This window comes from Hydrogenophaga sp. NFH-34 (genome assembly GCF_021401345.1).
Lineage (GTDB): Bacteria > Pseudomonadota > Gammaproteobacteria > Burkholderiales > Burkholderiaceae_C > Hydrogenophaga > Hydrogenophaga electricum.
On record NZ_JACBGE010000013.1, the window covers coordinates 35,871 to 59,112 of the forward strand.

Genomic DNA, 23,242 nt, shown 5'->3' on the forward strand with positions numbered 1-23,242 from the left:
CGCGAGAGACGACCTCTTTCAGCCAAAGAGGTATGACGGGTAGGGTGAATGGATCGCGGGTTCCAACGACCACAAAGGCCGCTAAACCGATCAAATTCATGAAAACTTCCACGAGGGCAGGTGACGAGCAAACGATTCCGCGCGATGACCGTCCTCGCACGTCGGGCGGAATCGCCAAAAAACCGATCATTGATCGGTTTTTCACCTAAAAAAACACAGAACACACGCATATGAACTTACCTGGGCATCATGGTGATGAAAGATTCGGTCGCAGAATGCAGCCAGCCTACAGATAGGCTGCAAAACGCTAGAACAAGAATGCCTAGCATCAACCCTAAATACGAGACAGACGAGTGCTTAGGCGACAGCAGTGCTTCGACGCGCTCAGGAACAAAATCGGAAAAGAACGCCATCGTGAATGGCGCCTGTTCCCTGGCGTGCTGCCGATATATCTTCTCCATCGCGACGATAGTCTCGGCCACGGCGACGCGACACCCCACTTCATTCGCCGCAGCAAAATCGCAACGTTGTTCCAAGGCAAGTTCTAGATCACGCAACAATCGGCGACGGGTGCTTGGCAGTTGGATGCTAGACAATACGGCAGCGATTAAGCGAAGCAAAACATCGCGATTGGTGATGTGTGCCTGTTCGTGAGCTAGCACCACGCGCAACTGTGTTGGGTTAAGTTGCCGCATCAATAAGGTCGAAAGCAGGATGTGGCCATGCCCGATGCCGCAGGCGAGCGCCATAGGCCGATCGACATCAAGTACGCGAAGTCTCTCAGGATGTCCCGGACGCCCGCTAAGACGCACCAGCGAGGCAAGAGTTCGCCGAGCGCGCCAAAGCCCCGCTGCGGCCCGTGCCGCCAGCCAGGCCGCATATCCCACCAGCAAAGCCAATGCCCCCCATAGCCAAGCACTTTGACCGCTGCCGCTCGGGTGCGAAACGCACAGGTGCAGAAGTGTGCCAGCGTGCGCGGAACAGGCAGCGGCAAATCGAGCCGAGCCTTCAAACATTGACGGCATTGCAATGGCCATAAGTACGTAGGCGATGCCCGCCAAGGCCGGAGTTACCAGCGTCCACCAAGATATCCGTGCTCGCTGAGAAGGAGTCTTCCCCGATAACGCACGACGCAGCGGGTGCTCACAGGCCCCAATCAGCAGGGTAAGCGTCACCGCCAGCACAAAGCCGGACAGCAATGCAAACTGAAGTAGTGGGCCGTAACTCGCCATCACGTCTGATCCAATTCAGCACGCCGGCGGGCAATCAGCTCCTCAAGCCTCTTGAGTTGATCATCATCCGCTCTTGCAGCAAGATCGACAAAGGCACGCAGCAATACATCCGGCTGCGGGCCTGCAACACGGCGCACCGTGGATTCGACCAGCTTGTGGATTAATTCCTGGCGCGAAACTCGCGCTGAGTATTCATAGGCATGACTGATCTTTTCGCGCTGGAGCATGGTTTTGCGAAACAGACGTTCCAGCGTAGATTGCACCGTGTTCAAAGAAATCGAGCGCGACTGTCCAATGCGTGCGTACACCGCCTTGGTGTCGGATGGGCCGAAACGCCAGATGTCTTCAAGCACGGCGATTTCCAGATCGCCAAGCGTTGGTGCGCTGTGATTGGTCAAGGTAGTCAACTCCGAGCTTTGACTCGAATTTGGTAGTATGCTGCAGAAAAAACCGACCGTCAATCGGTTTCTTGTGTCCTGCTGATGCCAAGGTCGGCCAACGATGTGTTGGCCCATGGCCGGCCCGCGCGGCCTCTCGATTTCCCTGGACACCCCTTTGCCACGCGCGGTCGCGGCAAGGTGCTCTCCTGGACGCTGCTCGATCACTCGCTTCCACCGCGCAAGCGGGAAACCCATGCCGTCGTCGAGCATCGCTTAGCGCCCGTTGGCCAGCCTGACGGCGCGCCGGAAGATGCCGACCACGCGCTGCTTGTCGGCCGAGTCGTTGCCCGTCTATACGATGCACACGCGCATAATGCTTGTCCACGAAGGCGCGGATACAAGCATCCTTTTGGCGTGCGAGATGGCCTTCTCCATGGCTTGAAGTTGTTGGACAGCTCCTGACACTCGCGCTCGTTTTCGATCATATGGACCACGCTAGCTAGATGCGCGGATGTGCGCCTCAGGCGATTGATGATGCTTGGGAACGGTGATTTGCTGGTCCTGCTTTTTAACCACATGCTCAGTTTTACCTCCGGCGACCCACTACTACTGCGACCGATAGCGCGGAAAATGCTCTTTTTGTTGTCCGTTCGAGTACTTTTCTCTCTCGCTCTAGCGCTAGCTCTTGGATTCAGTGATGCCATCGCCGATGTGGCGAGTCCCACCGAGAACGGCAATATACAGGGACCTACCCGGGTGAACTTGATTGCTCTAATCTCCCCAGGTGTTGGGCACATGATTGGGAACCTCGGTCACATGCTGTTTTTATTTGGCATTGTCTTCTTCCTTTTTCGGCTTCAGCATATTGGCGCCTACCTAGGTTTTTTCTGGTTTGGCCATTTCGTTGCAATGATTTTGGGTATCTACTTCGGCGTCGGGGCCGACAGCTACCTGCTCAATGTAATGATTGGACTTTCAATGATTTACAAGGCGATGTCTTACTTGGACGCATTTCAACGCTGGAGGATCATTCAGTCGAACCTCGGTAGCGCAACCGTGGTCTTCGGGTTAATCCATGGCATTGGGTTGGCCTACAATATTTTGGAATACCAAATCCTACCTTATGGTCTCGTGCGAAGTTTTTCCGCCTGAAGTCGCCAACCACTAATTCTTTCTTGGCTGATGTGGTGGGGCTCCTAAAGTCATTTGATAACAGTCAAATACGGAGCTTGCATAACGAGCCAAAGACAGGAAAGTGGGGAGCGCCCGCAAAGTACGGGGCGTTGTTGCACAAATCCAGTTCGCTCCGGGGGTAGGTACTTTGGAGTCATGGCCAATCAAAACTCCCACATACCGGCATTAGTCGGATGTGGATTACCGAACTGACTAGCTCCACCATCGAAAGCGCGAAGACCTGCGCTCTACGTCGGCCTCCAACCTGGAAGCACCGCGCTCACAAGCTAGATTTTTTTCGAAGCTGAGGCATCGGCAGGATTGCGATAGGCGAGCAGCCGCAGCGCATTGAAGACCACCAGCAAGGTGGACCCTTCGTGCACGGCCACGGCCGGGCCGATGCCCAGCCCCAAAATTGTTGCTGGCACCAGCAGCGCCACGATGCCCAGGCTGACGAACACGTTCTGGCGGATCACCGAGCGCGTGTGCCGGCTCAGACCCACCGCAAACGGCAGGTGCTTGAGATCGTCGGCCATCAGCGCCACATCGGCGGTTTCCAGCGCGACATCCGAACCGGCGGCGCCCATTGCGACGCCTACCGTTGCGTTGGCCATCGCCGGGGCATCATTGACTCCGTCGCCGACCATCGCCACCTTGGTCGTCTGCCGGAGCTTGCGGATCGCCTCGACCTTGTCCTCGGGCATCAGATCGCCCCAGGCCTCGTCCAAGCCGACCTCGCCTGAGATGGCCTCGGCGACCTTCTTGTGGTCGCCAGAGATCATGATCATGCGGCGGATGCCCAGGTCTCGCAGTTGCTGCAGGGCTTCCTTCGCGCCAGCGCGCGGCGTGTCCAGCAGTCCGATGGCGCCCAGGTCGCGGTCACCGCGCCGCACCACCATGGTCGTCCGACCGCTTTCGCGCAGACGCTCGATCGCAGTCTGGACAGCGACTCCCAGCGCAGGAACGCCTTCGGTGCCGAACATCTCCACCTTGCCAATCCACACCGTCTCGCCCTGCAGCTTGGCAGTGACGCCGCGGCCGATCAGGTTCTGCAGGCCATCGGCATCCGGTGGCTGCGTTGCACCCAGGCGCTCGCGCCCATCCCGCGCAATGGCGGCGGCCAGGGGGTGGTCGCTGAGCGACTCGACCGCCACCGCCACGGACAGCAATTCTTCCTCGCTCGTGCCATCGACCGTCACCACATCCGTGATGCGGGGCTTGCCCTCGGTCAGCGTGCCGGTTTTGTCGAAGGCCATCGCATCGAGTGAGCCCAACTCCTCCAGTGGCGCGCCGCCTTTGATGAGCACGCCGCCGCGCGCGGCTCGGGCGATGCCCGAAAGCACCGCGCTGGGCGTGGCAATCGCCAGCGCACAGGGGCTGGCCGCCACCAGCACGGCCATGGCGCGGTAGAAGCTGTCGCGGAACGGTTCATCGACCACAACCCAGGCGAACAGCAGCAGGAAGGCCAGCCCCAGCACGGCTGGCACGAAGATGCGCTCGAACTTGTCGGTGAAACGCTGTGTGGGTGACTTGCGTGTCTCCGCCTCGCTGACCATCTTCACGACTCGCGCCAGGGCGGATTCGCTGGAGCGGCGCGTCACCTCCACCTCGATGCCCCCCGCGCCATTGATGGTGCCGGCGAAAACGCGCGACGCCGCATCCACGCTGTCGGGTCGGGCGCGCGCCTTTGCGGCATCCTCGACCGGACGTTTGTCGACCGGCATGCTCTCACCGGTGACCGGAGCCTGGTTGATGGCCGAGGTGCCCTGCACGATGAAGCCATCGGCCGACAGGCGCTGGTTGGGCCGCACCAAGACGATGTCGCCGACAACCAGTTCCTCGACAGGGATCTCCTTCGTCTGACCATCGCGGCGCACCGTCGCAGTGTCCGGCGCCAGTTCGGCCAGTGCCTCGATGGCGCGCTTGGCGCGGCCCATCGCATAGTGCTCCAGCGCATGACCCAGGCTGAAGAGGAACAGCAGCAGCGCGCCTTCGGCCCAGGAGCCCAGGGCTGCGGCGCCGGCGGCGGCTACGAGCATCAGCGTGTCGATCTCGAAGCGCTTGAGTTTGAGATTGTCGATTGCCTCGCGCAACGTGTAGAAGCCGCCGAAGAAATAGGCCAGAACGAAACAGGCCAGCGGCAGCCAGCCGGGCATGCCCGTCATCAGCTTGTCGATCGCCACGCCAACGCCCAACAACGCGCCGCAGGCCAGCGCGAAAATCATTTCGGTATTGGCGCCGAACAGACCTCCCTGGCCGTGCGCGTGGCCATGTTCGCCTTTCTCGCCCGGCTCGTGCCGATGCCCCGGTTCGCCGTGCGCTGCGGTTGTCGTGGTGGTCGAGTCTTCAAGCCGCTGCACCCCTGCATCGGCCAGCGACTTGAGGATGGCCTGCTCCGTGACCGCCTGGCGGTCGAAGTCCACATGAACCAATCCCATGGCGCTGGCCTCTGCATCCAGCACGCCCGGCAGCCCGCGCAGCAGCTCGGTCACCGTCCTGGCGCGCCGCGCATGGCCGATGCCCTCGGTCTGCCATAGCACGTGCGCGAAGCGGTCTGTGATCTGCGCACCTGCTGCCTGCACGATCTCGCGGATGCGGGCCAGCGGCAGCAACTCGGGATCATGGTGGATGCACAACTGCGCCGGGCCATCGCCCTGCGCCGTTCGTACATGCACCTTGTCAATGCCTTCACGGCCCTGCAGGTCGTCGATCAAGCGTCGAACGATGGCGTCCTGCGCATCCGCGATCCGCGGCAGTACCAGGGGAATGTCGAGGCGCAATTTGTTGGTCATATTTGTTGGTCACATTAGGACGGCAGAACTTGAGAAAGGACTCGACTCCAACGTATTCGGAAGCCAGTGCAACTTAGCTTGATAGTGTCTCCCGCGTTCAAGGGTCGAAGCGGCATCTGTTCAAGAGTTCTGCCTTGTTCGGTTGAACCAGAAGCCACCCGCGATAAAGATCAATGTCAGCACCTGTAGCGCTAGGCCCTGCGCTGTCGGATAGATGCCCAATAGCGGCATTGAAAAAAAGCGAACGGAAGTTGAGTCAAGCATGCCGGCTTCCTGTAGAGCTGCGACGCCGTTGCCCACGAATACGACTGCCAGCAAAGCGAGAAAAGCGGAAGTCGCCGCAAAAAACGGCCCGATTGGCAAGCGCACGCTGTAACGCAGGATCGCGCCGCCAATCAGCACTAAAAGAAGCGTGGCGCCTGCGACGCCCCACAACACCGCGCCGTGGCTTTCAGCTCCCGCCTGGACCCACAATGTCTCGTAGAACAGGATTACCTCGAACAACTCGCGGTACACCGCAAGGAAGGAGATACCGGCCATCGCCCATAACGTTCGTTTGTTGAGCGCTACATCGACCTGCTCGCGGATGAAGCGATTCCAGGCCTGTGCGTTCGATCTGCTATGCAACCACCATCCCACGTACAACAGCATTGCCGCAGCCAGCAGCGCCGTGATGCCCTCGGTGAGTTCTCGATTCGCTCCCGAGATGCTTATGACATAGCGCGCCACACCCCAGGTGACAGCGGCAAGCACCACTGCCCCAATCCAGCCCGCGTGGATATACGGCAAGGCATCGCGCCGTCCCGTCTTCACGACCAAGGCGATGATGGCCGCGAGTACAAGAATCGCTTCTAACCCCTCGCGTACCAGAATCAAGAGAGAACTCACGAACGCCGTCGACCACGACAAACCACCGCCGGAGAGCGCGTCGTCGGCGCGGTCGAGGAGTGCCTTGGTCTTTTCGACCTGGGCAGCCACGGCCTCGGGCGGCTGGCCGTCTCCGATGGCAGCGCGCAACGTCATCATTTCCCGCTCGACCTCGCCGCGCAGAGGAGCGTTCACGGTGTCAAGCGCCGATTCGACAAGCTCAAAGCCTTCGAGATAGGCGGCGATTGCAAGCCGCCGCGCATATTCTCGGTCGCCGCGCGCATACGCCTTCGCAGCCTCGTCGAGTTTGGCGCGCGAGACCGCCAGGGGTGCCGGCGCGGCTAACTGTAGTGCCTGTGGTTGATGGGTCAGATAGGCGCGTACAGCGTCCAGCGACGAGCCGGCCTTTCCCTGTTCGCTGGGCGTCTTCGTGACCAGGGTGGACAGGGCATCGAACGCCTGCTGACTTTGCCCTTGGCGCCATGCGGCCTCACCTTGGGCGATGATCTCGGGGCTAGCGCGCAGGCCGCCCACAAAGAAGGCCAACGCCCAGCGGTCGGCTTCGGAGAATTCATTGAAGGCGCGCATCGGCGTGCCTCCCACGCCAAGCGTGATCGTGTTGTACAGCCCATAGAGACTCCGCTGACGCATGCGCGCCTCGTCGTGAAAGTTGCTGGGCGGAGGGACCATGCCCTTGGCCAATGGCCCATCTCCGCGGCCTTGCATGCCGTGGCACGTGGCGCATTGCTGAGCAAACAGCCTCGCACCCCGCGTCAAGTCGGGCGCCTGTCGTGGCGCCACGCTGAGCTGCCAAGCCTGGATGACCCCAACGCGCAGTCGCGCGGCTAGCGCCGCGACCTCGCTGCCGGGCGCCTTGGCCCCGATGCGCGCAAGTAGCTCACGAGCCTGCCGCAACAGCGCAGGCTGTTCGGGTGCGACGGGCAACTGATCAATCAGCGCCGCGATCTGTGTCGCAAACTCTTGTTGCTCCGCATATTCCTCGGCGTTGAGCACCTTGCCATCCTGCACGAACTCGGGATAGTCCACGCCAACGTAGTCAAGCATGTGGACGACGGTTTGTGCCTTTTCATCATCGGCCGGGGCGGCCGCGGCGAGACCATGCAGGCTCGCCGCAATCAGCAGGACGATGAACCACTGTGGTAACGGGTTTGAAAAGCAAGAACGCATGGGTGCCTCGTCTTTCCGGGCACCTGATGCCCGTCCTTGTTAAAAGGTCGTTCCTAGAATACCATACCCCCCTATGCTAACTAAAGTCTCGACACCATGAGTCACACCGTCAAGGAAAAGCCGAAGCTTCTCGCCCGTGCCCGTCGCATAAAGGGACAGCTTGAGGGCATCGAGCGCGCCCTGGAAGCAGAACTGGGATGCGCCGACGTCCTGCACCAGATCGTTGCGGCTCGGGGTGCGTTGACCGGCTTGATGCGCGAAGTGATCGAGGGGCACATCCACTCGCACATCGCCAACCCCCAAGACCCCGGCGACGGCACGCGCGAGCAAGGCGCGGCCGAGTTGATCGCGATTCTTCGCAGCTACATGAAGTGAATCCCAGTCGTGCCTGTCGCGCGCAAACCCTCTTAGGACCCTACGATGAATACATCTCCGCATAACGTGCCGCATGGGCACGATAGGCTCACCAAGCAGAGCCACGAGGACCACGATCATGACCATGACCATGATCATGACCATGAGCACGAGGCTCACGATCACGAGCATCCCTTCGACTGGAAAGAGGCGCTGCGCATCTGCCTGGTCGCGGTCGCTGCCGCTGCGGTCTGGTTCAAGTTGTGGGAACCCTATCCGGCGATCAGCGTGATCGGCGTCATCGGCCTAGTGATCGGCGGCTGGCCAATCCTCAAGGAAGCGCTGGAGAACGCGCTGGCCCGGCGCATGACGATGGAGCTTTCGATGACCATCGCCATCGTCGCTGCAGCCGCGATCGGCGAGTTCTTCACTGCGCTGGTGATCACGCTGTTCGTGCTGATTGCGGAGGTGCTGGAAGGCTTGACGGTCGGCCGCGGACGCAAGGCGATCCGGGACTTGCTGGAGTTCCTGCCGCGCGAGGTGTCGGTACGCAGGACGGGCGCCATCAAGACCGTCGCGGCCGAGGAACTGTCGGTGGGCGACGTGATTCTGGTTTCTCCCGGCGGCCGACTCCCAGTCGATGGCGTGGTCGTCTCTGGCCACTCGTTCACCGACGAGTCGCGCATCACCGGCGAGTCGATGCCGGTCGAGAAGACCGAAGGCTCTCGCGTCTATGCCGGCGCGATCAACCAGTCGGGCGCACTGGAGATTCGCGCCGAGCGCATCGGCCGAGATACGAGCTATGGCCGCATCATCGAGGCCGTGGAGCGCGCCGAGCGCTCGCGGGCGCCCGTGCAGCGGATGGCGGACCGGCTCGCCGGCTACCTGGTGTATTTCGCGCTGGGCGCCGCCGTGCTGACCTGGCTCATCACGCGTGACATGCGCGCGACCATCTCGGTGATCATTGTTGCCGGCGCGTGCGGCATCGCTGCCGGAACGCCGTTGGCGATCCTTGGCGGCATCGGCCGCTCAGCGCGACTGGGGGCCATCATCAAAGGCGGCGTCCATCTCGAAACACTGGGCAAGGTCGATACCGTCGTGCTCGACAAGACCGGCACGCTGACCTACGGCCGGCCTGAGATCCAGTCCGTTTCGCCCGTGGAGGGCGTGTCGGCCGAGGAGCTACTCGATGCTGCGGCTACCGCCGAGATCCGCTCGGAGCATCCTCTTGGCAAGGCCATCCTGAGCCGCGTGAAAGCCGAAGGGCGTGAAGTTCGGGAGCCGGAGCACTTCGGCTATACGCCAGGTCGAGGCATCTCGGCGCGGCTGGGCGATGCCACGATCCTCGTCGGCAATCGCGCCTGGATGGCCGACAACGGTATCCACATGCCGCCGGCTCGCGATCTCGGGGCGTGCACCGAGGTCGTGGTAGCGAAGGGCGGACAACTTCTGGGCACTATCGACATCGCCGACACGATCAGGCCCGAAGCGAAGCGGGCCATCTCTGCGCTGGAGGCCATGGGCGTGCGGACGGTTCTGCTGACAGGCGACAACCATCAGGTCGCAACCGCCGTGGCTACCGAACTCGGCTTGAAGAACGTCGAAGCCGAATTGCTGCCCGAGGACAAGCTGGCTCGACTGGCCGATATGGTGAAAAAAGGGTGGACGGTGGCAATGGTCGGCGACGGCGTGAACGATGCGCCTGCGTTGGCTGAGGCGAGCGTTGGCGTTGCGATGGGGTCTGGCACCGATGTGGCACAGGAGAGTTCCGACATTGTGCTGCTGGGCAATGACCTGGCATGCTTTGTGGACACGATGAAGGTGGCGCGCCGCACGCGCTCGATCATTTGGCAGAACTTCGTGGGCACCATCGGTATCGATCTGTTGGGCATTGCGCTGGCCGCCTTCGGATTGCTCGGCCCGCTTTTGGCCGCCTTCATTCACGTGGCGTCGGAGCTGACTTTCATCCTGAACTCGGCACGTTTGTTGCCGCAGGCGCGGCGCAAGTCTCAGACCTCTGACAGAGATGTGCTGTCGGCTGATCCTGTTGGTGAAACACGATGATCAGTCCACCGTTAAGGGAGCAGCAACAGCTAAATCCTGATAGTTGCCCCCCTGCAGATTTGTGATGCGCCGTATGGATATGCAAGACGCTGGCGATTTTTTACAAGTGACTGGGCAGTCCCTCTGCGGCTACAGCCGATATCTGACTTGCACCTGGAGAGTCACCCAACGGGCAACTTGAGGCCGTGGTGCCAGGGGCGGATATCTTGGTGTTAGCCGAGGACGTGGGCTCCTACCACACTCCCTCCCGTTTGAATGAGGCCGACTTTGGGTTTTGCACGCCTTACCCCGGGCGAGGCCCGTAGTGATCCGTACTGTATGCTCCCGGGAGCCACAAATACGACGATTGGGGCTTCGAGGAGGAACACCAACGTCTTCGGTCAGCCTGCAGCCGCTGGGGCATCACTTGGCTGGAGCGTGAAACGACCATGATGGACGGCGTGCGCTTTATTGCACACCCTTGTGGTCCGACTTCAATGCGCTTGCGCCTATCGACGCTGAGAGCATATGTGAATTGCCGTCGCATCGGCAGAGCGCATTTGCGGCAGCTAATGCGTACTTCAGAAAGTTTTCTTTTTCCGCGCGATCGAATATGTCGTGGCTTCCGGTGTGCGCAAGCAGGCCATGCAGTGCCAGCAATGGCTGTGCAGTGCTTTGATGCAGCCACACGATGGACCGAGGATTGTCGTGACGCACTTCGTGCCAAGCTTGCGCAGTGCCGACCCACGTTTCGGCCTTGTACCGAGTACCGCCAGCCTCTGCAATTTCCTTGATAACTTGCTGCATTTGGCCGATCTGTGCTTGCATGACCATCGACTTGGGCGAAGACGATCAATTCAGGCCACAACTACTGATCGACGTATCATCCTCCGCGTAGTCCGGCCTGCCAGTAATCCATCTATCACTCAGAAGATTGATCTGGAATGAGATGATCTCGCCGTAAACTCCAGCGCAAACTGCGTGCGAGAGTCGCTTTTCAATGCTTTCCAGAGTACAGAACGGGTGCTCAGCCCATGTAGAAATCTTTCTGAGCGCGCAGTTGTTCGGGTGACTGATTCAGCAATTCGTCGACAACTTGCTGGCGTGTCTTGGGCCGCGGGGGCGTTTTTGAGGGGGGTGGTAGATTTAACCGATAGAACCTGATCGTTCCGTCGGATATGGCAGTTTCAAGCTCCCGGGTAACCTGTTCTCGCGTATTGGCGTTTACGTGCTCAGGCGTGAAGTGAACAATATTGCCATTACCCTGATGCCATGCTGAAGTTGCGAAAGCCAGTGAAGGCGCGGCGAGCAAGACCGCGACAACTCCAAGTGCAGGAATTGAAAGGCATTGAGTTTTTCTCATGGTAAATGCTCCTTTGCGTTTGATGTGCTCTGTGACATAGGCCGAACGGCAGCGATGTAAATAGTGTAGGAGCCATTGCCAAACAGGAACTGGTCATAAACATGACAATTTCGTCATTCACATTGACGCGCATTGGAACCATGCACGAAACTGCTGGCGGTAGAGGACGAATCCAAAGGAAGAACTCCACAACTCTCTATGGCGTTTAGTCCCACGCATGCAGGCCTGCATCAACCGGCGGCGATAGCGCATGTCGGAGCAACTCGGTATTTCTGTCGTTCGCCAAGCACCCCCGCGTCCTTGCGGCCGAACAGCCAGAAGGTGGCGGTCGAGAAAGTGTCAAACAGATCATTCCGGAGAAAATCACCACGGCTACTGGATGCAACACGCCCAAGTAGCTTTGGTAGGCGGCAGCAGCCACAAAAAAAGGGGGTCGAAGCCCCCTTAGTCAAGCCCAATCGCGTTCGGCGAAGAACACAACGCTACGTGCGTGGCCAGCCTTGATGGAGATCGTCCACGATCAGAGGATGGTGGTGCCGGCCTTGGCCTGAATGCTCGCGCATATGCGGATGATCCGGCGGTAGATCCGGGTGATCATGGGCGACATCAGACGGATCGCCAGCGGGCCAGAGCCTTAACGCAAGCGCTACGCCGGCAAGGCCGATCAACGACATGACGATGAAGGTTGATTGCAGTCCGAAGGCAGCGCCGAAGCGCCCCGCCAATGGGTAGCAGATCAGCCAGCAGGCATGCGACAACGCAAACTGCGCAGCAAACAACGCAGGCCGATCCTCGGCATGGGCGGAGCGGCGCAAAAGCCGACCGGAAGGCGTTTGCGCCACGCTGTAGCCGAAACCGATCACCAGCCAAAGCGGCAGCAACAGAACATAAGACGGAATCAGCGCTCCGACGGCGGTGCCGATAACCAGCACCGCCGCTCCCGTGACCATGACAGGCCGATCCGCCAATTTGTTGAGCAGACCAGGCAGTGCAAATGCGGCGATCATCGAACCGCCCCCGAACGCTGCCAACGCCCAAGCCACTTCCGCTTCGCCAAGGCCGAAGCGCGCCTTCACGATGACCACCGTATTCACGATCACCATAGCCCCCGCTGCTGACACTGCGAGGCTGACTGCCAGTAGTCCCCGCAGCCGCGGCGTTGCAAGATAGAGACGAGTGCCCCGCGTGGTGCGCTCCCAGATGCCGCGACGTGGGCCAGGTGTGGACGCGGGCAACACCACGCTGACCACCAGCGCGGCCGAGACAAGAAAGCCAAACACCGTCCCGGCAAACAGGTTATGAAAACTGATGACGGTCAGCAGCGCAGCCGCCAGCATGGGGGAAACCAGGCTTTCAAGGTCGTATGCCAGCCGAGAGAGCGACAGCGCCTTCGTGTACTCCTCTTCGTCAGGCAGGATGTCTGGGATCGTCGCCTGAAAGGTCGGTGTGAATCCAGCGGAGGCTGCCTGCAACACGAAGATCAGCAGATAGATTTGCCAGACCTCGGTGACGAAAGGCAGACAAAGAGCCACGGCGGCTCGAACCAGGTCGAGGGCGACCAGCAGCGATCTACGCGGCAGGCGGTCAGCGAACGCCTGAGCGATCGGTGCGATGCCGACGTAAGCAAGCATCTTGATAGCCAGCGCCGTACCTAGCACGGCTCCGGCGTCCGCGCCCGCCAGGTCATAGGCGAGCAGTCCCAGCGCCACAGTCATGAGGCCGGTGCCGACGAGCGCGATCACCTGCGCGGCGAACAGGTGGCGATAGGTGCGGTTCTTAAGGACAGCGAGCATCAGTCGGCCTCAAAGGAGTTTGGCGAGTGCCTTCATTTCGGTCAGGACGGAAGCAGCACCATGATCAAGGCAATGGTCGATGTGGTCGTGGATCAGCGCACGCTTTGCTGCCGTCACCGCGCTTTCTACCGCCGAGAGCTGGCGGGCAACATCGAGGCAAGGTTCCTCCGCCTCGATCATGCCGATGACATGCCGAAGGTGGCCTTCGGCACGCTTGAGCCGCTTCACCAGGTCGGGGTGGCTGGTGTGTTTGTGTGATTCCGTCATGTGAGAATTATATCCCCCCTGGGGGGATACGTCCAGCGGCAACCTTGCTCTGTCACAGACGGAGCCAAGCGACAGCGCAGCAAAAGAAAGCGCTCCGCTATTGACGGGACGGCGCACCAGGGTCAGTGCAGCGCGATTACCTCACCGCCGGCGCCGTCGTCGACTGCAGTTGGTCAATCACACCTCGTTCTACGAACGCGCACAGTGGTTCGTCCTGCTGACCTGTCTCAGTCATGCTTGCGAAAGATATGGATTGTTCGGAGGCACCTCGGTGAACAACAGTGTGGGTTCTTGCAATAGATACCCGTGAAGGCGGCGAGACTTCCGTGGCCCAGTAACTTCGCACGTCCAAATGTTCAGCCCGCTGGCCTGCTTCTTGTGCAGTCCCAGCTTCTCAAAACGCTTCTGCACCCATTGCCAATCTGACTGGTTTTCCTGCTTGGCCAGCGCACTCACCTGCGGGTGCTCCTGCGCATACCGCTGGAACACTCCGGGGCTGACCAGGTACGCGGTATCGCTCACGGTATGCACGAGCGCCTTAGCGTCGTTGATGATGAGCCGGCGGGAGGCGATGCCTTGTTGCAGCCATGCCATGAAATGCTCGGCGGACGGCTGCGCCGCCGAAGACGTTGGCGTAGGCACAGGTGACGAAGGCAGCGCAGCCGCCAAGGTTGGCGCGGGCGCTTCGTGGCATGCGGAAGGTTTCTCGCCCAAGGCGGCTTCCACATCCTGCCGCGGGGCCGGCGACTCGCCCATTCCCACCATCGTCAGCATGTCTTCCATGACATCGGGCATGGGCTGGGGCGAAGCAACCGGCGCTGTGCTAGCAGCTTCTTCCCATGGCAGCGCCTCTTGGCTTGCCGGGGCGGCCTTCTCGTCAGCCGTGGCAAGGAGGGGCGGCGCATCGGCCTCCTTGTCCGCGGGGGCCGTCTCAGTCGCTACCGTCCCAGCGAAAGGCGCAGGCCGCTCGCCAGACTCCCAAATCAACGCGGGCGCGAGGCGCAACAGGGTGAACGAGTGGGACCAGCCGGTGGAACTCGTCACCGTTGCGCGCCAGATCGCCTTGCCATCGGACGTTGGCTGCAAGATGCCGTGATCCTGAAGGACATTGAACACCGCGGTGTTGTTCGCGGGGATGCCATCGACGCCCTGGGACAGCAGGTGCGCGCGCAGCTTGTCCGATACCGTCTTGCTGACCAGCCACAGCGCATCCTCGGTGAGCCAGCCATCTGAGGCTTCAGGCTGGTTCAATTTCAGCTCTTCCTTGAGCAGGTAGCGCAGCCCGTTGACCAGCTTGCGTTGCAGCGTGTGCTTGGGTGCGGCCATGGCGCGCGCAGGATCGCCGCCCAGCTCCTGGGCGACGGAGGCGCGGTCCGCCTGCACGACCAGTTCCCCCAGCACTCCGGCGTGTTCGTATTGCCCGGCCAGAACGTAGAGCAGCGGCGCCCACAGGGACGGATAGCCGCTGAGCCAGTCCAGGAGATCGCGGTCTAGCAGTTGCCGATAGAGCAGTCCTGTCGCGGCGCTATGGAGCCGATATTCGCGATCGTCACGGTAGCGAAATCGGTATGGCTGGCGCAGCGGGCCGTGCCACGGGTGCCAGGTGCTGCCATCGGCCAGCTCGACGTGCAAATCGACCGCCACCTTGCCGATGTCATGGAGCAGCGCGGCATAGGCGACGGCGGCAGTCCACGCTTCGGCCTGCGCGGCCTGGTCTTCGGGGCTCGCTCCGATGGGCAGCAGATGGGACTGCCGCAGCTTCAGGCTGTAGGCGACGATTTCGAGGCCATGGTCGAGCATGCCGCCTGGGTAGGCGTGGTGATGCGCTTCGGAGGCCGGGAAAGCCTGGACCAGCTCAGCGTAGCGTTCCAGTGGCGTGCGGTACAGCGCTGCGAACTGCTGGCGCGAGAGTGAGGTGCGCTGCCAGATGTGTTCCAGCAGCTTCTGCCGGCGCGGCGTGGCCAGCAGCGATGCGGCCGACTCGGGCCGCATCAACCCTTTCGGGAGGTCGGTGGCGGGTGGTGGCGTTGGAGCGGCGGCGACCGGGGGCCGTTTTCGCTGGAACAGGGTGAGCATGTCGGTGTCCTGATGGCGGGCCGAGCGGGAGGCCTTTTGGCCTTTTCGAGGTAGGGCCTTTCCCCTTGCACCCCATTCCCTTGCCGTTTCAGCCCTTTGGCCTTTAACCGTTTCGGTATAGCGGGGCCTGGGTTGCGGCTCCAGCGTCAATGGGGAACCCGCACGAATGGATTGGACGGCGACCTGGCGTTGGCCCTGGCCTATGCTGCCGGGACGCTACCCCCCAGGGAGGCTCCCACTCGGGCGACTAAGTTGACAAAAGCGACAAGGGCGACTAGAGTGAATCCTGTCTCAAACCAATCTGGGAGCTGACCATGCCCACTGCGATCGAATTCATTGCCGACCGGCTGCCGCGCGTCACGGTGGAGGATGTGCGACGCTTCGCCGATACCGTCGAAATCCGGGATGCCCCGGCTTTTGCGGCCGAGTTGCAGGCGTTCATCCACGAGCGCGTGGAGGCGGTGACGCTGCCCGCCAACCTGGAAGGTGAAACGGTGGCGCAGGCCTTGCAGCGCAAGGCAGCCGCGTTGCGCGCCGACACGCGCTGGGCACCGACTGAAACCGATGTCCAGCGAGGCCGCGCCGTGCTGCTGGAAGCCTTCAACCAGCCGGACAACCTGCCGCCTGCCGAGTTCGCCAAGCTGGCGGACAAGTCGCGCCAGCAAATCTACAAGGACATCCTCGCCCGTCGGCTGCTGGCGCTGAACGTGGGGCCGCGCGGCCAGAAGCTGCCCGACTGGCAGCTCGACCCGGTGAAGCAGCAGTTAACCCAAACCGTGCTCCAGGAGGTCGAGGGCATCGACCACTGGACGATCTACCGCGCGCTGTCCGAACCGCTCGAAGGCTTGGGCGGTCGCTCGCCGGTGGATGCGGTGACGCATGGCACGATCGATGACGTGGCCGAGGCCGTGTTCAACGTGCTGGGCGTCCAGGTGCATTGAAGCGAGATCGCTATGAGCCACGAGCTGCCTTCGTTCCTGATCGATGCCGGTGAACTGCTCCAGCATGTGAGCCGCGTCGTCTATCGGGGCAGCCCGCTGTACTTCGGCCGCAGCGGCACGAATCGCTACGATGACCCGGCAGTGGCCTACGGCATGCTCTACCTGGGGCGCGACCTGCCCACGGCGCTGATGGAGTCGGTGTTTCACAAGCACCAGTGGCTTGAAGACACGAAGCGCTCCATCGCCCTGAAGGAAGTCCAGGCCCGGATGGTGCGCGCAATAGGCGTGCTGGACGACGTGCTCCTGGCCGACCTCACGGCGCCTGGCGTCATGGCGGGCTACTTCGGCCTGAATCTGGAGCAGTTGGCCAGTCGCGACTACACGCACACGCAGCAGGTGTCCGCCCAGGTGCATGCGATGCGCGGAAACGACGGCCAGCCCCTGTTCGACGGGGTGCTCTACCCGTCGCGCAACAACTATCCCGCCAAGAGCATCGCCCTGTTCGAGCGTGCGGGAGCCAAGATCAGCGTTGTCAAGGACATCGACCTGGTTGACCATGTGGACTGGCCGCGGTTCGTTGCCACCTACCGCATCGGCGTGGAACCCGATCCCGGCCCAGTGGAGCCGGAGGACGAAGCGTCCTGAAGCAGCAAGAAAGCGCATTGAAGCCTCAAACCGAATGAATTGGAGCAAACTGGAATAGGCATTCCTCAACAGCAGGAGACGACCATGAACACGACGACCCGCACCAGCACCGCAGAACGCCTCGGCCGCGCCTTTGGCCGCGGATGGCGTGCCTATGCGCGCGGCGAACGGCGGGCATCGAACTGGTTGATCTCCAAGGGAGTGCCGGTAGCTGGCGCTGTCGTGCTCGTGTGGGTGGTCAAGCTGGCCGCGCTCGGGACGCTGCTGTACACCACCTTCTGGCTGGCTCTGCTGCTGGTGTGCGTCATGGTCGTAGCTTGGATGGCCCGCAACGCCGACCTGGGCGAGGAGTTGCCCGAGCCAGAATGGCGAAACGGACCAGCCGGGTTCGGCCTGTACACGTATGACGGTTTTCGCATTGATCCTCATGTCGAGGACGACTAGCAGTGATCACTTCTTCGACACTGCATTGATCGCGATACTTCCTCCCTTCCCACCGGCAGCCTTGGCATCGCCAGTGGCACCAGCGAGGCCTTGCAGCACGTTACCGGCGCGAACGCCCGCCCAAGCCAAGGCCATGATCCAGAAGGTAGGCAGCACGATGAACATCGTGCCCGTGATGAACATCAGGAGCATGTCACCGAAGGCGTTGTTCAGTCCCACGAGCGGGTCGAAGTTGGTGTGCGGCCGGTTCCAGCCGAAGCCCCAGCCGTAGAGCGCGTCCAGAATCGTCGAATCGATCCAGCGTGCGAGCTGGAACCAGAAGTCCGTGAAGAACAGTGCGAACTGCACGACGCTGACGGTGACCACCGTCTTCAGGTCGTAGGTGCCCACGACCAGCACTAGCGGGATGCAGATGACCAAAGCCATCTTCAACAAGGCGAGCACCATGGGCAGGGATTGGCGCACGACATCCATGGCAGGAAACGCAGCAATCGCGCCGACTGCCATCCCGACGTCGCCCGTGGCCCGCGTCACGATGTTCGGCAGGGTCTTGTCGATCTGGCCGCCGTAATCCGTATAGACGCTGCCCTGGTTCAGTTTCTGCTGCCGCGGTGACGCGATGGCGCGGATCACCGAATCGTCCACCTCGGCCCGGCTGAGGAACCCGGCCCAGCCCGCCAGGCGATTCAGCAGGCTCGGGTCCACTTGCCCCAGCAGCCGCGCGCGCAGTCCGTTGCTGCCCTCTGACCACCACTGCCTGCAGGTCGGGTAGCCGCCACCATTGGCAACCTGCGCGAGGCCTGCATCGCGGGTGTCGTCATAGGGCCATGCCTCGCGTGCCGTGCTGGAGCGGTAGCTGTCGTAGTAGCCGCCCGTGTCCGTGAAAAAGCGCGAGCCGATCCAAGTTACGTCGTGCATCTGCTGCTCATCGAGATCCGGGCGCTGCATGAACAATTTGGCCCGCGCAGGCCCATAGCAATCCCGCGAGAAGTCCGCGACCTCTTGAGCGAGTACCGGGTCGTCAATGCGGGTCGCGTCGATCTCCATCCTCATCTGCCGCAGGTCCGTACCGCACGGGATCGCAGCCACCGAGGCGCTCGTGACGGCGCGCGAGAGCGCGTGCATGAAGGCCCACCAGACCGGCACCTTCGCCGACTGGTTGTTGATGGTGCTGAAGGACTGCGACCAGCCAGTTTCCGCGGGCTGCGGAACGCTGACCTGGCACTGCGCCGAGCGCGAGCTATCGTACTGGATGGTGCTGAGGTCCACGTCGATGAACGGAATGCCCGCGAACATCACCACCACGATCGCAACGAAAACCCGGTTCTCGATGCGCGCGGCAGAGAGCACCCCCTTGTTGCCCTCGTCAGCACCTTCCGCGCGGGCCTTCAGCCACTCCTGCACGACGATGGCGACGAAAGGCAGCGCGAACACTCCGCTGGACACCAGCACGGCCCAGATGCCGTTGTTGACGATCCAGGACACGAGGGTGAGGTAGTACTCTAGGTAGTCCGTCGTGAAAAGCGTCATGGCCTCGATCTCCCCTCAGCGGGCCTGCATCAACAGGCTGGCTTCCAGCGCGACGATGGCGACGACGCCGGCGACCTCGGTGCGGATCAGCCGGCGTCGCGCCTGCCCATCTGTCCCGCTTTGGTCTTCGCGGGCCAGCACCCGGCGGCGCATCCAGAACCATCCATAGGCCGTTGCCGCGTACACGCACAGCCGCCAGATGAAGAAATACCCTGCGGAGGCCGTCAGCCACCGTTCCCAGCCTGCAACGCTGCCGACCAGGTAGATGCCCGCGACGTTGGCCCCCACGGCAGCGGCAACGATCAGCACCAGCCACAGCAGCGTCTTCGCCGCGCGCCGGCTGAACAACCAGTGCAGCGGCCGCCAGGCCATGCGCGCCGGGCTCATGGCCGACTCCCCGGATTGCCCTTCTGGAGCTCGTCGAGACGGTCCGGCACAGGATCGCCCTCGTAGATGCCGCGCGAGCCGGCCGCGCGCGTGCCGTGGCGCTGGATGATCGCCATGGGTGAGTTGTTCGCCAGCTCGCGCCGCAGTTCCAGTTCGGTCTTGAGGTTGCGAATCTCACGGTCGAGCGTGTCGCTCTCGTGGTTCACGGCCGCCACGGCAAGCTCGTTCGCCGCGACGTTGGGCTCCTTCTTCCCCGTGAGCAGCGTGCGCTGCAGCAACAGCGCCTTCTCCAGCACGGATGCCAGCGCGACCTCGGACGCCAGGCGCTGCGACAGCAGGTGCTGGTCGGGCTCGTCGCGAAGCGCCTCGATCACGCCGCGCGTAATGGGCAGTGACGCGCTGCCGGCTTCGCGCAGGTTCTCGGGCGTCGTGTTCTTCGCCTTGGAGACGAGATCCTGGAGCGCCTGCAGCTTGGTGTCGTATTCCTCCTGGATCAGCGGCGTAAGCCCGACGCCGGGCGTCGTCTCGGTCTTGGTGCAGGCATCGCACGTGCGCTGCTCCTTCTCGCCGAGCACGCGCGTAGCCCACTCGACGGCGGCCTGCGGCGAGGTCCAGGTCTGGCATGAGAGGCTGCTGCAACTGGACGACGCGATGGACGAGGTGTCGGTCACGCCGCGGCCGTTGACCAGGTTGTAGCCGGCGCGGGTGACATCGCCGACGACCCTGATCGCGGGCTGGCCGGAGCCGCCCGCGTTGCTGCCCCCGACCCACGGCACGCCGTCATTGCCGCGGCGTGTCTCTGCTTGCTCGATGGCCGAGACCGCATCCGTGCTCGACACGGCATCGCGCAGGGCCAGGCCTTCGGCCATCTGGCTCCAGCCGAGCTGGCCGCCCGCCGTGTCGGCCATCTTCTCGGCCATGGCACGGCACGTCAGCTTGGAGCGGTCGAAATCGAGCCGCGCCTGCAGCACGCCATTGGTGAGCAGGTTGTAAAGCCCGGGATCAGCCCGTTGGATGATCAGCGCGGGCAACGATGCCACCGCGCTGGTGGCACTCTGGATCACCGACGACATGATTTGCTGGAAGCCGTTGGTGATGCCGTTGAGTTGATTCCTCAATGTGGTCTGGATGCTCATGTCGCCGCAGATCAAGTTGCTGTTCCAGCCCACGCCGACGCCGAGGGAGCGCATGCCAGCCGCACGTCCCATCGACACGGCGTTGCCGCCGCCGATCGAGTACATGACGTCATCGCCGATGACGCTGCCGCTGGTCTGGTATCCCAGTTGACCCCAGGCCACGCCGCTGCCCAGCGCAAGCGCGCCGGCCAGCGCCAGGACGATCTTCGTGCGATGTGCCTGGCGGGAGAACGGATTGAATGCAGGACGGAACTTCATGGCACCACCTCAGAGGAAATCGACGCTGCCCAGGAACACCTGGCCCCGGCGTTCGCAGCAGGCATACGGACGCCACAGCGCCCATGCGTAGTCGCCTTGCTGCGCCTGGGTGAGGAAGCCGCTGCGCGGAAAGACCGTGCAGGACGAGGACAGGACGGGCGTGAGTTCTTGCCACTTGCCGGTGGAGGCATCGCCTTCCATCAGCGCGCCGGCCGGCCAGTAGCCGTCGCGGGAGTTGGCAAGCAACGGCTGATAGACGTGGATCTGCCCGCGGCGCGTGACGACATCGCCCGCACGCTGGGCCACCACTGCGCCGGCCTTGAAGTCGTCGGTCTGGTGCAGGAAGCCGCCGCGGGGATACACGTTGCCCCACAGGTTCATCGTGGTGCGTGCACCAACCTCGCGCCGGCCCGGAATCAGCGCTTCCGGGTAGGCCATCTCGGGCACGTTGTAGCGCCAGGCCAGCGTATCCAGGGTGCTGAGCAAGTACGGCATGAACGCCGTGCCCGCGCCCTCACAGAAGTAGCCCGACGACGAGACGAACTGGTTGAACACCTCGGCGCCGGGGTGGCCGATGACGTCCGCGTTCTTGAATTTGGCGAGGTTGTTTTCGTGGTCCTCGTTCGTCGTTCCGTCGCCACCTGCTTGGGCGGACGGATTGGGCGTGCTCATCGCACGGACTTCGACCCAAGGGTTCTCGCCGGTGTTGCTGTAGCTGGAGACGACCGCATCGGGGATGTAGTGGCGCACCTTGACGGAGGTACGCACCGTGCAGCCCGTCCAGGTGCAGTAGAGCCAATAACAGATTCCGACGACCCGGTATTCGAGGCAGTCTGGCGATGCGACCGAGCCGATGATGGTGGCGGTGTTGACGGCGTAGCTGCCTGTGGCACAGAGCAGCAGCAACGAAGCGACGCCTATACGCATGCGGCGCAGCAGGTCGAGCGGGCGGCTCATGGCTGTGCCCTCCGGTACTGCTCGATGCGGGCCACGGCACGCACCACGTCCGGCTCGCCATAGACCACGTACCGCTGATCCACCACGACGGCCGGGATGCTGGTAATGCCGAAGCTCCATGCGTCTGTGACGCCTTGGTATGCGATGGCGATGCGGCGTTGGAGATCGGCGCCGCCGTAGCTCAGGCGGTCCCGCGCCAAGCTCTCCGCGCGCACCGGGTCGACCGGTAGGCCTGACGCCAGTTCGGCCTCGATGCGCGCGGGCGCGTCCAGCAGGATCAGTCGATCGGCACGGCCGGTGACTGGATGCGCCTGATCGGTGATGACCCAGGTTTCAGCATGGAGCGTGCCGACGACGAGCACCGTACCCAAACTGGTGGCCGTCAGCCACGTCCGCTTGACGGAAAGGAGCGAAGGAAAATGGCGCATGGCATGCCACCCCGGAGTTCATGATTCCGGTAGTGCAGCGCAATGCCAGTGCCGAGGCGACAGGAAATAGGAACTGAGCCCTACCCGGTTTTCTCAGTCGGTTCCGCTGACGTGTGGACAGACCATGGCTCCCCCGGGGAAGGCAGGTTGAGAAACCTCTCGACTCTCAGAGGCTCGATCCGAGCTAGTACGCCGGCAGAATGCCTACGGTCATGGCTCATATTAACGGCGCCGTCGCCGCTAGAGTCAGACGTATCCGACACAGCTCCCGGCAGGCCGAAGGCGTGTTCGTGCGAAATCCGGTCGTGGTGCCCAAAGTGGCTGACTGGCTCATCAACGCTTTAGCCCGCCACTACTGCCCCAGGTTGCCTGGGTAGGCAGAAGTATGAGCAACAAGGTGGCAAGCCAGCGGCAAATGAAAATGGGTTAGTAGTAAGGTGCAGCTACGGAGCGGCAGGCTGGAAAATCGGCCTCTCTCGTTCGTCGGCCTGCGAACAGCGCCCGAGTGGAGGCTCGGGTGCCGCGAGACGTTCAGGTGCTTATATCAACCGCCGGAGAACAATTCGAGCCGCGCACGGCGAGCTTCCGGTGTCTCGTTGCGCATCTCGTCCAGCACCTGCTGGCGGGTTTTCCGAGGCTCTGTGCTCTTGATGGGCAACGGCACGCCGCGTTGTAGCAACGCAAGAGATCCATCCTTGCGCGCAGCTTCGACCTCGGCCAGCACTTGGGCGCGAGTTTTGGTGCTCTTGAAATGATCGGGGTGGTAGGTGAACCCTTCTTCCGTGGGTGCGGGATGCCATATCGAATTGGCCTGTGCTGCCATGGGCAGGGCCGTTGCGAAGACGACAGCCTGCAATGCGACGAGATGGGTGAGTTTCATTGCATGATCCTTTGCTGTGTGTGATGTGAAAAATCCACATGCCCGCAGGCATGCGCACAATGTAGGAAACTGCACCGAACGAAAGCACAACGTGAAGATGACAATCTG

21 protein-coding genes are annotated in these 23,242 nt (G+C 62.2%); 6 read left to right on the forward strand and 15 right to left on the reverse strand.

Features of this window, described 5'->3' with window-relative positions:
* Positions 1–236: 236 nt before the first annotated feature.
* Positions 237–1,232: a M56 family metallopeptidase gene (locus L0977_RS13735; RefSeq protein WP_234265425.1), complete on the reverse strand. Its 996-nt coding sequence runs from the start codon at positions 1,230–1,232 to the stop codon at positions 237–239.
* The gene (locus tag L0977_RS13740; RefSeq protein WP_442786636.1) at positions 1,232–1,882 is read right to left on the reverse strand and encodes a BlaI/MecI/CopY family transcriptional regulator; all 651 of its coding nucleotides are present in this window, start codon (positions 1,880–1,882) and stop codon (positions 1,232–1,234) included. Before L0977_RS13740 ends, L0977_RS13735 begins: the two co-directional genes overlap by 1 nt.
* Positions 1,883–2,146: 264 nt before the next feature.
* On the opposite strand from L0977_RS13740, the gene L0977_RS13750 reads away from it, so the two are divergent.
* Positions 2,147–2,764, forward strand: a complete 618-nt coding sequence (locus L0977_RS13750; RefSeq protein WP_234265426.1) for a HupE/UreJ family protein — start codon at positions 2,147–2,149, stop codon at positions 2,762–2,764.
* Positions 2,765–3,072: 308 nt separating this feature from the next.
* On the opposite strand, the gene L0977_RS13755 is transcribed toward L0977_RS13750, so the two are convergent.
* Together L0977_RS13755 and L0977_RS13760 are read right to left on the reverse strand one after the other, a co-directional pair.
* The gene (locus tag L0977_RS13755; RefSeq protein ID WP_234265427.1) at positions 3,073–5,577 is read right to left on the reverse strand and encodes a heavy metal translocating P-type ATPase; all 2,505 of its coding nucleotides are present in this window, start codon (positions 5,575–5,577) and stop codon (positions 3,073–3,075) included.
* A gap of 120 nt (positions 5,578–5,697) precedes the next feature.
* On the reverse strand, positions 5,698–7,632 hold the full coding sequence (locus L0977_RS13760; protein ID WP_234265428.1) for a cytochrome c/FTR1 family iron permease: 1,935 nt from the start codon (positions 7,630–7,632) through the stop codon (positions 5,698–5,700).
* Between the two features lie 96 nt (positions 7,633–7,728).
* Here L0977_RS13760 and L0977_RS13765 point away from each other — a divergent pair, with 96 nt between their 5' ends.
* Both L0977_RS13765 and L0977_RS13770 read left to right on the forward strand, forming a co-directional pair.
* Positions 7,729–8,007, forward strand: coding sequence for a metal/formaldehyde-sensitive transcriptional repressor (locus L0977_RS13765; protein ID WP_056930818.1), 279 nt, complete (start codon positions 7,729–7,731; stop codon positions 8,005–8,007).
* Positions 8,008–8,052: 45 nt separating this feature from the next.
* Positions 8,053–10,050 carry a heavy metal translocating P-type ATPase gene (locus L0977_RS13770; RefSeq protein ID WP_234265429.1) on the forward strand — a complete coding sequence of 666 codons (1,998 nt, stop codon included), beginning with the start codon at positions 8,053–8,055 and terminating at the stop codon, positions 10,048–10,050.
* Positions 10,051–10,497: 447 nt separating this feature from the next.
* Here L0977_RS13770 and L0977_RS13775 read toward each other — a convergent pair whose 3' ends face one another.
* The 5 genes from L0977_RS13775 to mobH all read right to left on the reverse strand — a co-directional run bounded on the left by L0977_RS13775 (position 10,498) and on the right by mobH (position 15,528).
* Entirely contained in the window at positions 10,498–10,857 is a 360-nt protein-coding gene (locus L0977_RS13775) for a hypothetical protein (RefSeq protein WP_234265430.1), read from the reverse strand.
* A gap of 199 nt (positions 10,858–11,056) precedes the next feature.
* Positions 11,057–11,392 carry a DUF4148 domain-containing protein gene (locus L0977_RS13780; RefSeq protein ID WP_234265431.1) on the reverse strand — a complete coding sequence of 112 codons (336 nt, stop codon included), beginning with the start codon at positions 11,390–11,392 and terminating at the stop codon, positions 11,057–11,059.
* Between the two features lie 482 nt (positions 11,393–11,874).
* Complete coding sequence (locus L0977_RS13785; protein WP_234265432.1) at positions 11,875–13,185, reverse strand: MFS transporter; 1,311 nt, start codon at positions 13,183–13,185, stop codon at positions 11,875–11,877.
* Positions 13,186–13,194: 9 nt separating this feature from the next.
* Positions 13,195–13,452 (reverse strand): metal-sensing transcriptional repressor, encoded by a 258-nt coding sequence (locus tag L0977_RS13790; RefSeq protein WP_234265433.1) that lies wholly within the window; start codon positions 13,450–13,452, stop codon positions 13,195–13,197.
* A gap of 231 nt (positions 13,453–13,683) precedes the next feature.
* Entirely contained in the window at positions 13,684–15,528 is a 1,845-nt protein-coding gene (mobH, locus tag L0977_RS13795; RefSeq protein ID WP_234265434.1) for a MobH family relaxase, read from the reverse strand.
* A 314-nt stretch (positions 15,529–15,842) separates the two neighbouring features.
* Here mobH and L0977_RS13800 point away from each other — a divergent pair, with 314 nt between their 5' ends.
* The 3 genes from L0977_RS13800 (at position 15,843) to L0977_RS13810 (ending at position 17,558) form a co-directional block, all read left to right on the forward strand.
* On the forward strand, positions 15,843–16,469 hold the full coding sequence (locus tag L0977_RS13800) for an integrase (RefSeq protein ID WP_234265435.1): 627 nt from the start codon (positions 15,843–15,845) through the stop codon (positions 16,467–16,469).
* 12 nt (positions 16,470–16,481) lie between these two features.
* Positions 16,482–17,114, forward strand: a complete 633-nt coding sequence (locus L0977_RS13805) for an RES family NAD+ phosphorylase (protein WP_234265436.1) — start codon at positions 16,482–16,484, stop codon at positions 17,112–17,114.
* A gap of 84 nt (positions 17,115–17,198) precedes the next feature.
* A complete protein-coding gene (locus L0977_RS13810; protein WP_234265437.1) occupies positions 17,199–17,558 on the forward strand; it encodes a DUF3742 family protein in 360 nt (119 codons plus the stop codon).
* Positions 17,559–17,564: 6 nt separating this feature from the next.
* On the opposite strand, the gene L0977_RS13815 is transcribed toward L0977_RS13810, so the two are convergent.
* The 6 genes from L0977_RS13815 to L0977_RS13840 form a co-directional block, all read right to left on the reverse strand.
* Entirely contained in the window at positions 17,565–19,088 is a 1,524-nt protein-coding gene (locus L0977_RS13815) for a conjugal transfer protein TraG N-terminal domain-containing protein (RefSeq protein WP_234265438.1), read from the reverse strand.
* Between the two features lie 15 nt (positions 19,089–19,103).
* Complete coding sequence (locus L0977_RS13820) at positions 19,104–19,475, reverse strand: hypothetical protein (protein ID WP_234265439.1); 372 nt, start codon at positions 19,473–19,475, stop codon at positions 19,104–19,106.
* Positions 19,472–20,869 (reverse strand): integrating conjugative element protein, encoded by a 1,398-nt coding sequence (locus L0977_RS13825; protein ID WP_234265440.1) that lies wholly within the window; start codon positions 20,867–20,869, stop codon positions 19,472–19,474. Before L0977_RS13825 ends, L0977_RS13820 begins: the two co-directional genes overlap by 4 nt.
* Positions 20,870–20,878: 9 nt before the next feature.
* A complete protein-coding gene (locus L0977_RS13830; RefSeq protein WP_234265442.1) occupies positions 20,879–21,826 on the reverse strand; it encodes a TIGR03756 family integrating conjugative element protein in 948 nt (315 codons plus the stop codon).
* Positions 21,823–22,254: a TIGR03757 family integrating conjugative element protein gene (locus tag L0977_RS13835; protein WP_234265443.1), complete on the reverse strand. Its 432-nt coding sequence runs from the start codon at positions 22,252–22,254 to the stop codon at positions 21,823–21,825. The genes L0977_RS13830 and L0977_RS13835 overlap by 4 nt, the downstream gene beginning before the upstream one ends.
* 544 nt (positions 22,255–22,798) lie before the next feature.
* The gene (locus tag L0977_RS13840; RefSeq protein ID WP_234265444.1) at positions 22,799–23,134 is read right to left on the reverse strand and encodes a DUF4148 domain-containing protein; all 336 of its coding nucleotides are present in this window, start codon (positions 23,132–23,134) and stop codon (positions 22,799–22,801) included.
* Positions 23,135–23,242: the final 108 nt, after the last annotated feature.

Excerpts from the sequence above, each read along its gene's own strand:
- L0977_RS13735 (WP_234265425.1), bottom strand. The coding sequence starts at position 1,232 with ATGGCGAGTTACGGCCCACTACTTCAGTTTGCATTGCTGTCCGGCTTT.
- L0977_RS13740 (WP_442786636.1), bottom strand. The coding sequence starts at position 1,882 with ATGCTCGACGACGGCATGGGTTTCCCGCTTGCGCGGTGGAAGCGAGTG.
- L0977_RS13750 (WP_234265426.1), top strand. The coding sequence starts at position 2,147 with ATGCTTGGGAACGGTGATTTGCTGGTCCTGCTTTTTAACCACATGCTC.
- L0977_RS13755 (WP_234265427.1), bottom strand. The coding sequence starts at position 5,577 with ATGACCAACAAATTGCGCCTCGACATTCCCCTGGTACTGCCGCGGATC.
- L0977_RS13760 (WP_234265428.1), bottom strand. The coding sequence starts at position 7,632 with ATGCGTTCTTGCTTTTCAAACCCGTTACCACAGTGGTTCATCGTCCTG.
- L0977_RS13765 (WP_056930818.1), top strand. The coding sequence starts at position 7,729 with ATGAGTCACACCGTCAAGGAAAAGCCGAAGCTTCTCGCCCGTGCCCGT.
- L0977_RS13770 (WP_234265429.1), top strand. The coding sequence starts at position 8,053 with ATGAATACATCTCCGCATAACGTGCCGCATGGGCACGATAGGCTCACC.
- L0977_RS13775 (WP_234265430.1), bottom strand. The coding sequence starts at position 10,857 with ATGCAAGCACAGATCGGCCAAATGCAGCAAGTTATCAAGGAAATTGCA.
- L0977_RS13780 (WP_234265431.1), bottom strand. The coding sequence starts at position 11,392 with ATGAGAAAAACTCAATGCCTTTCAATTCCTGCACTTGGAGTTGTCGCG.
- L0977_RS13785 (WP_234265432.1), bottom strand. The coding sequence starts at position 13,185 with ATGCTCGCTGTCCTTAAGAACCGCACCTATCGCCACCTGTTCGCCGCG.
- L0977_RS13790 (WP_234265433.1), bottom strand. The coding sequence starts at position 13,452 with ATGACGGAATCACACAAACACACCAGCCACCCCGACCTGGTGAAGCGG.
- mobH (WP_234265434.1), bottom strand. The coding sequence starts at position 15,528 with ATGCTCACCCTGTTCCAGCGAAAACGGCCCCCGGTCGCCGCCGCTCCA.
- L0977_RS13800 (WP_234265435.1), top strand. The coding sequence starts at position 15,843 with ATGCCCACTGCGATCGAATTCATTGCCGACCGGCTGCCGCGCGTCACG.
- L0977_RS13805 (WP_234265436.1), top strand. The coding sequence starts at position 16,482 with ATGAGCCACGAGCTGCCTTCGTTCCTGATCGATGCCGGTGAACTGCTC.
- L0977_RS13810 (WP_234265437.1), top strand. The coding sequence starts at position 17,199 with ATGAACACGACGACCCGCACCAGCACCGCAGAACGCCTCGGCCGCGCC.
- L0977_RS13815 (WP_234265438.1), bottom strand. The coding sequence starts at position 19,088 with ATGACGCTTTTCACGACGGACTACCTAGAGTACTACCTCACCCTCGTG.
- L0977_RS13820 (WP_234265439.1), bottom strand. The coding sequence starts at position 19,475 with ATGAGCCCGGCGCGCATGGCCTGGCGGCCGCTGCACTGGTTGTTCAGC.
- L0977_RS13825 (WP_234265440.1), bottom strand. The coding sequence starts at position 20,869 with ATGAAGTTCCGTCCTGCATTCAATCCGTTCTCCCGCCAGGCACATCGC.
- L0977_RS13830 (WP_234265442.1), bottom strand. The coding sequence starts at position 21,826 with ATGAGCCGCCCGCTCGACCTGCTGCGCCGCATGCGTATAGGCGTCGCT.
- L0977_RS13835 (WP_234265443.1), bottom strand. The coding sequence starts at position 22,254 with ATGCGCCATTTTCCTTCGCTCCTTTCCGTCAAGCGGACGTGGCTGACG.
- L0977_RS13840 (WP_234265444.1), bottom strand. The coding sequence starts at position 23,134 with ATGAAACTCACCCATCTCGTCGCATTGCAGGCTGTCGTCTTCGCAACG.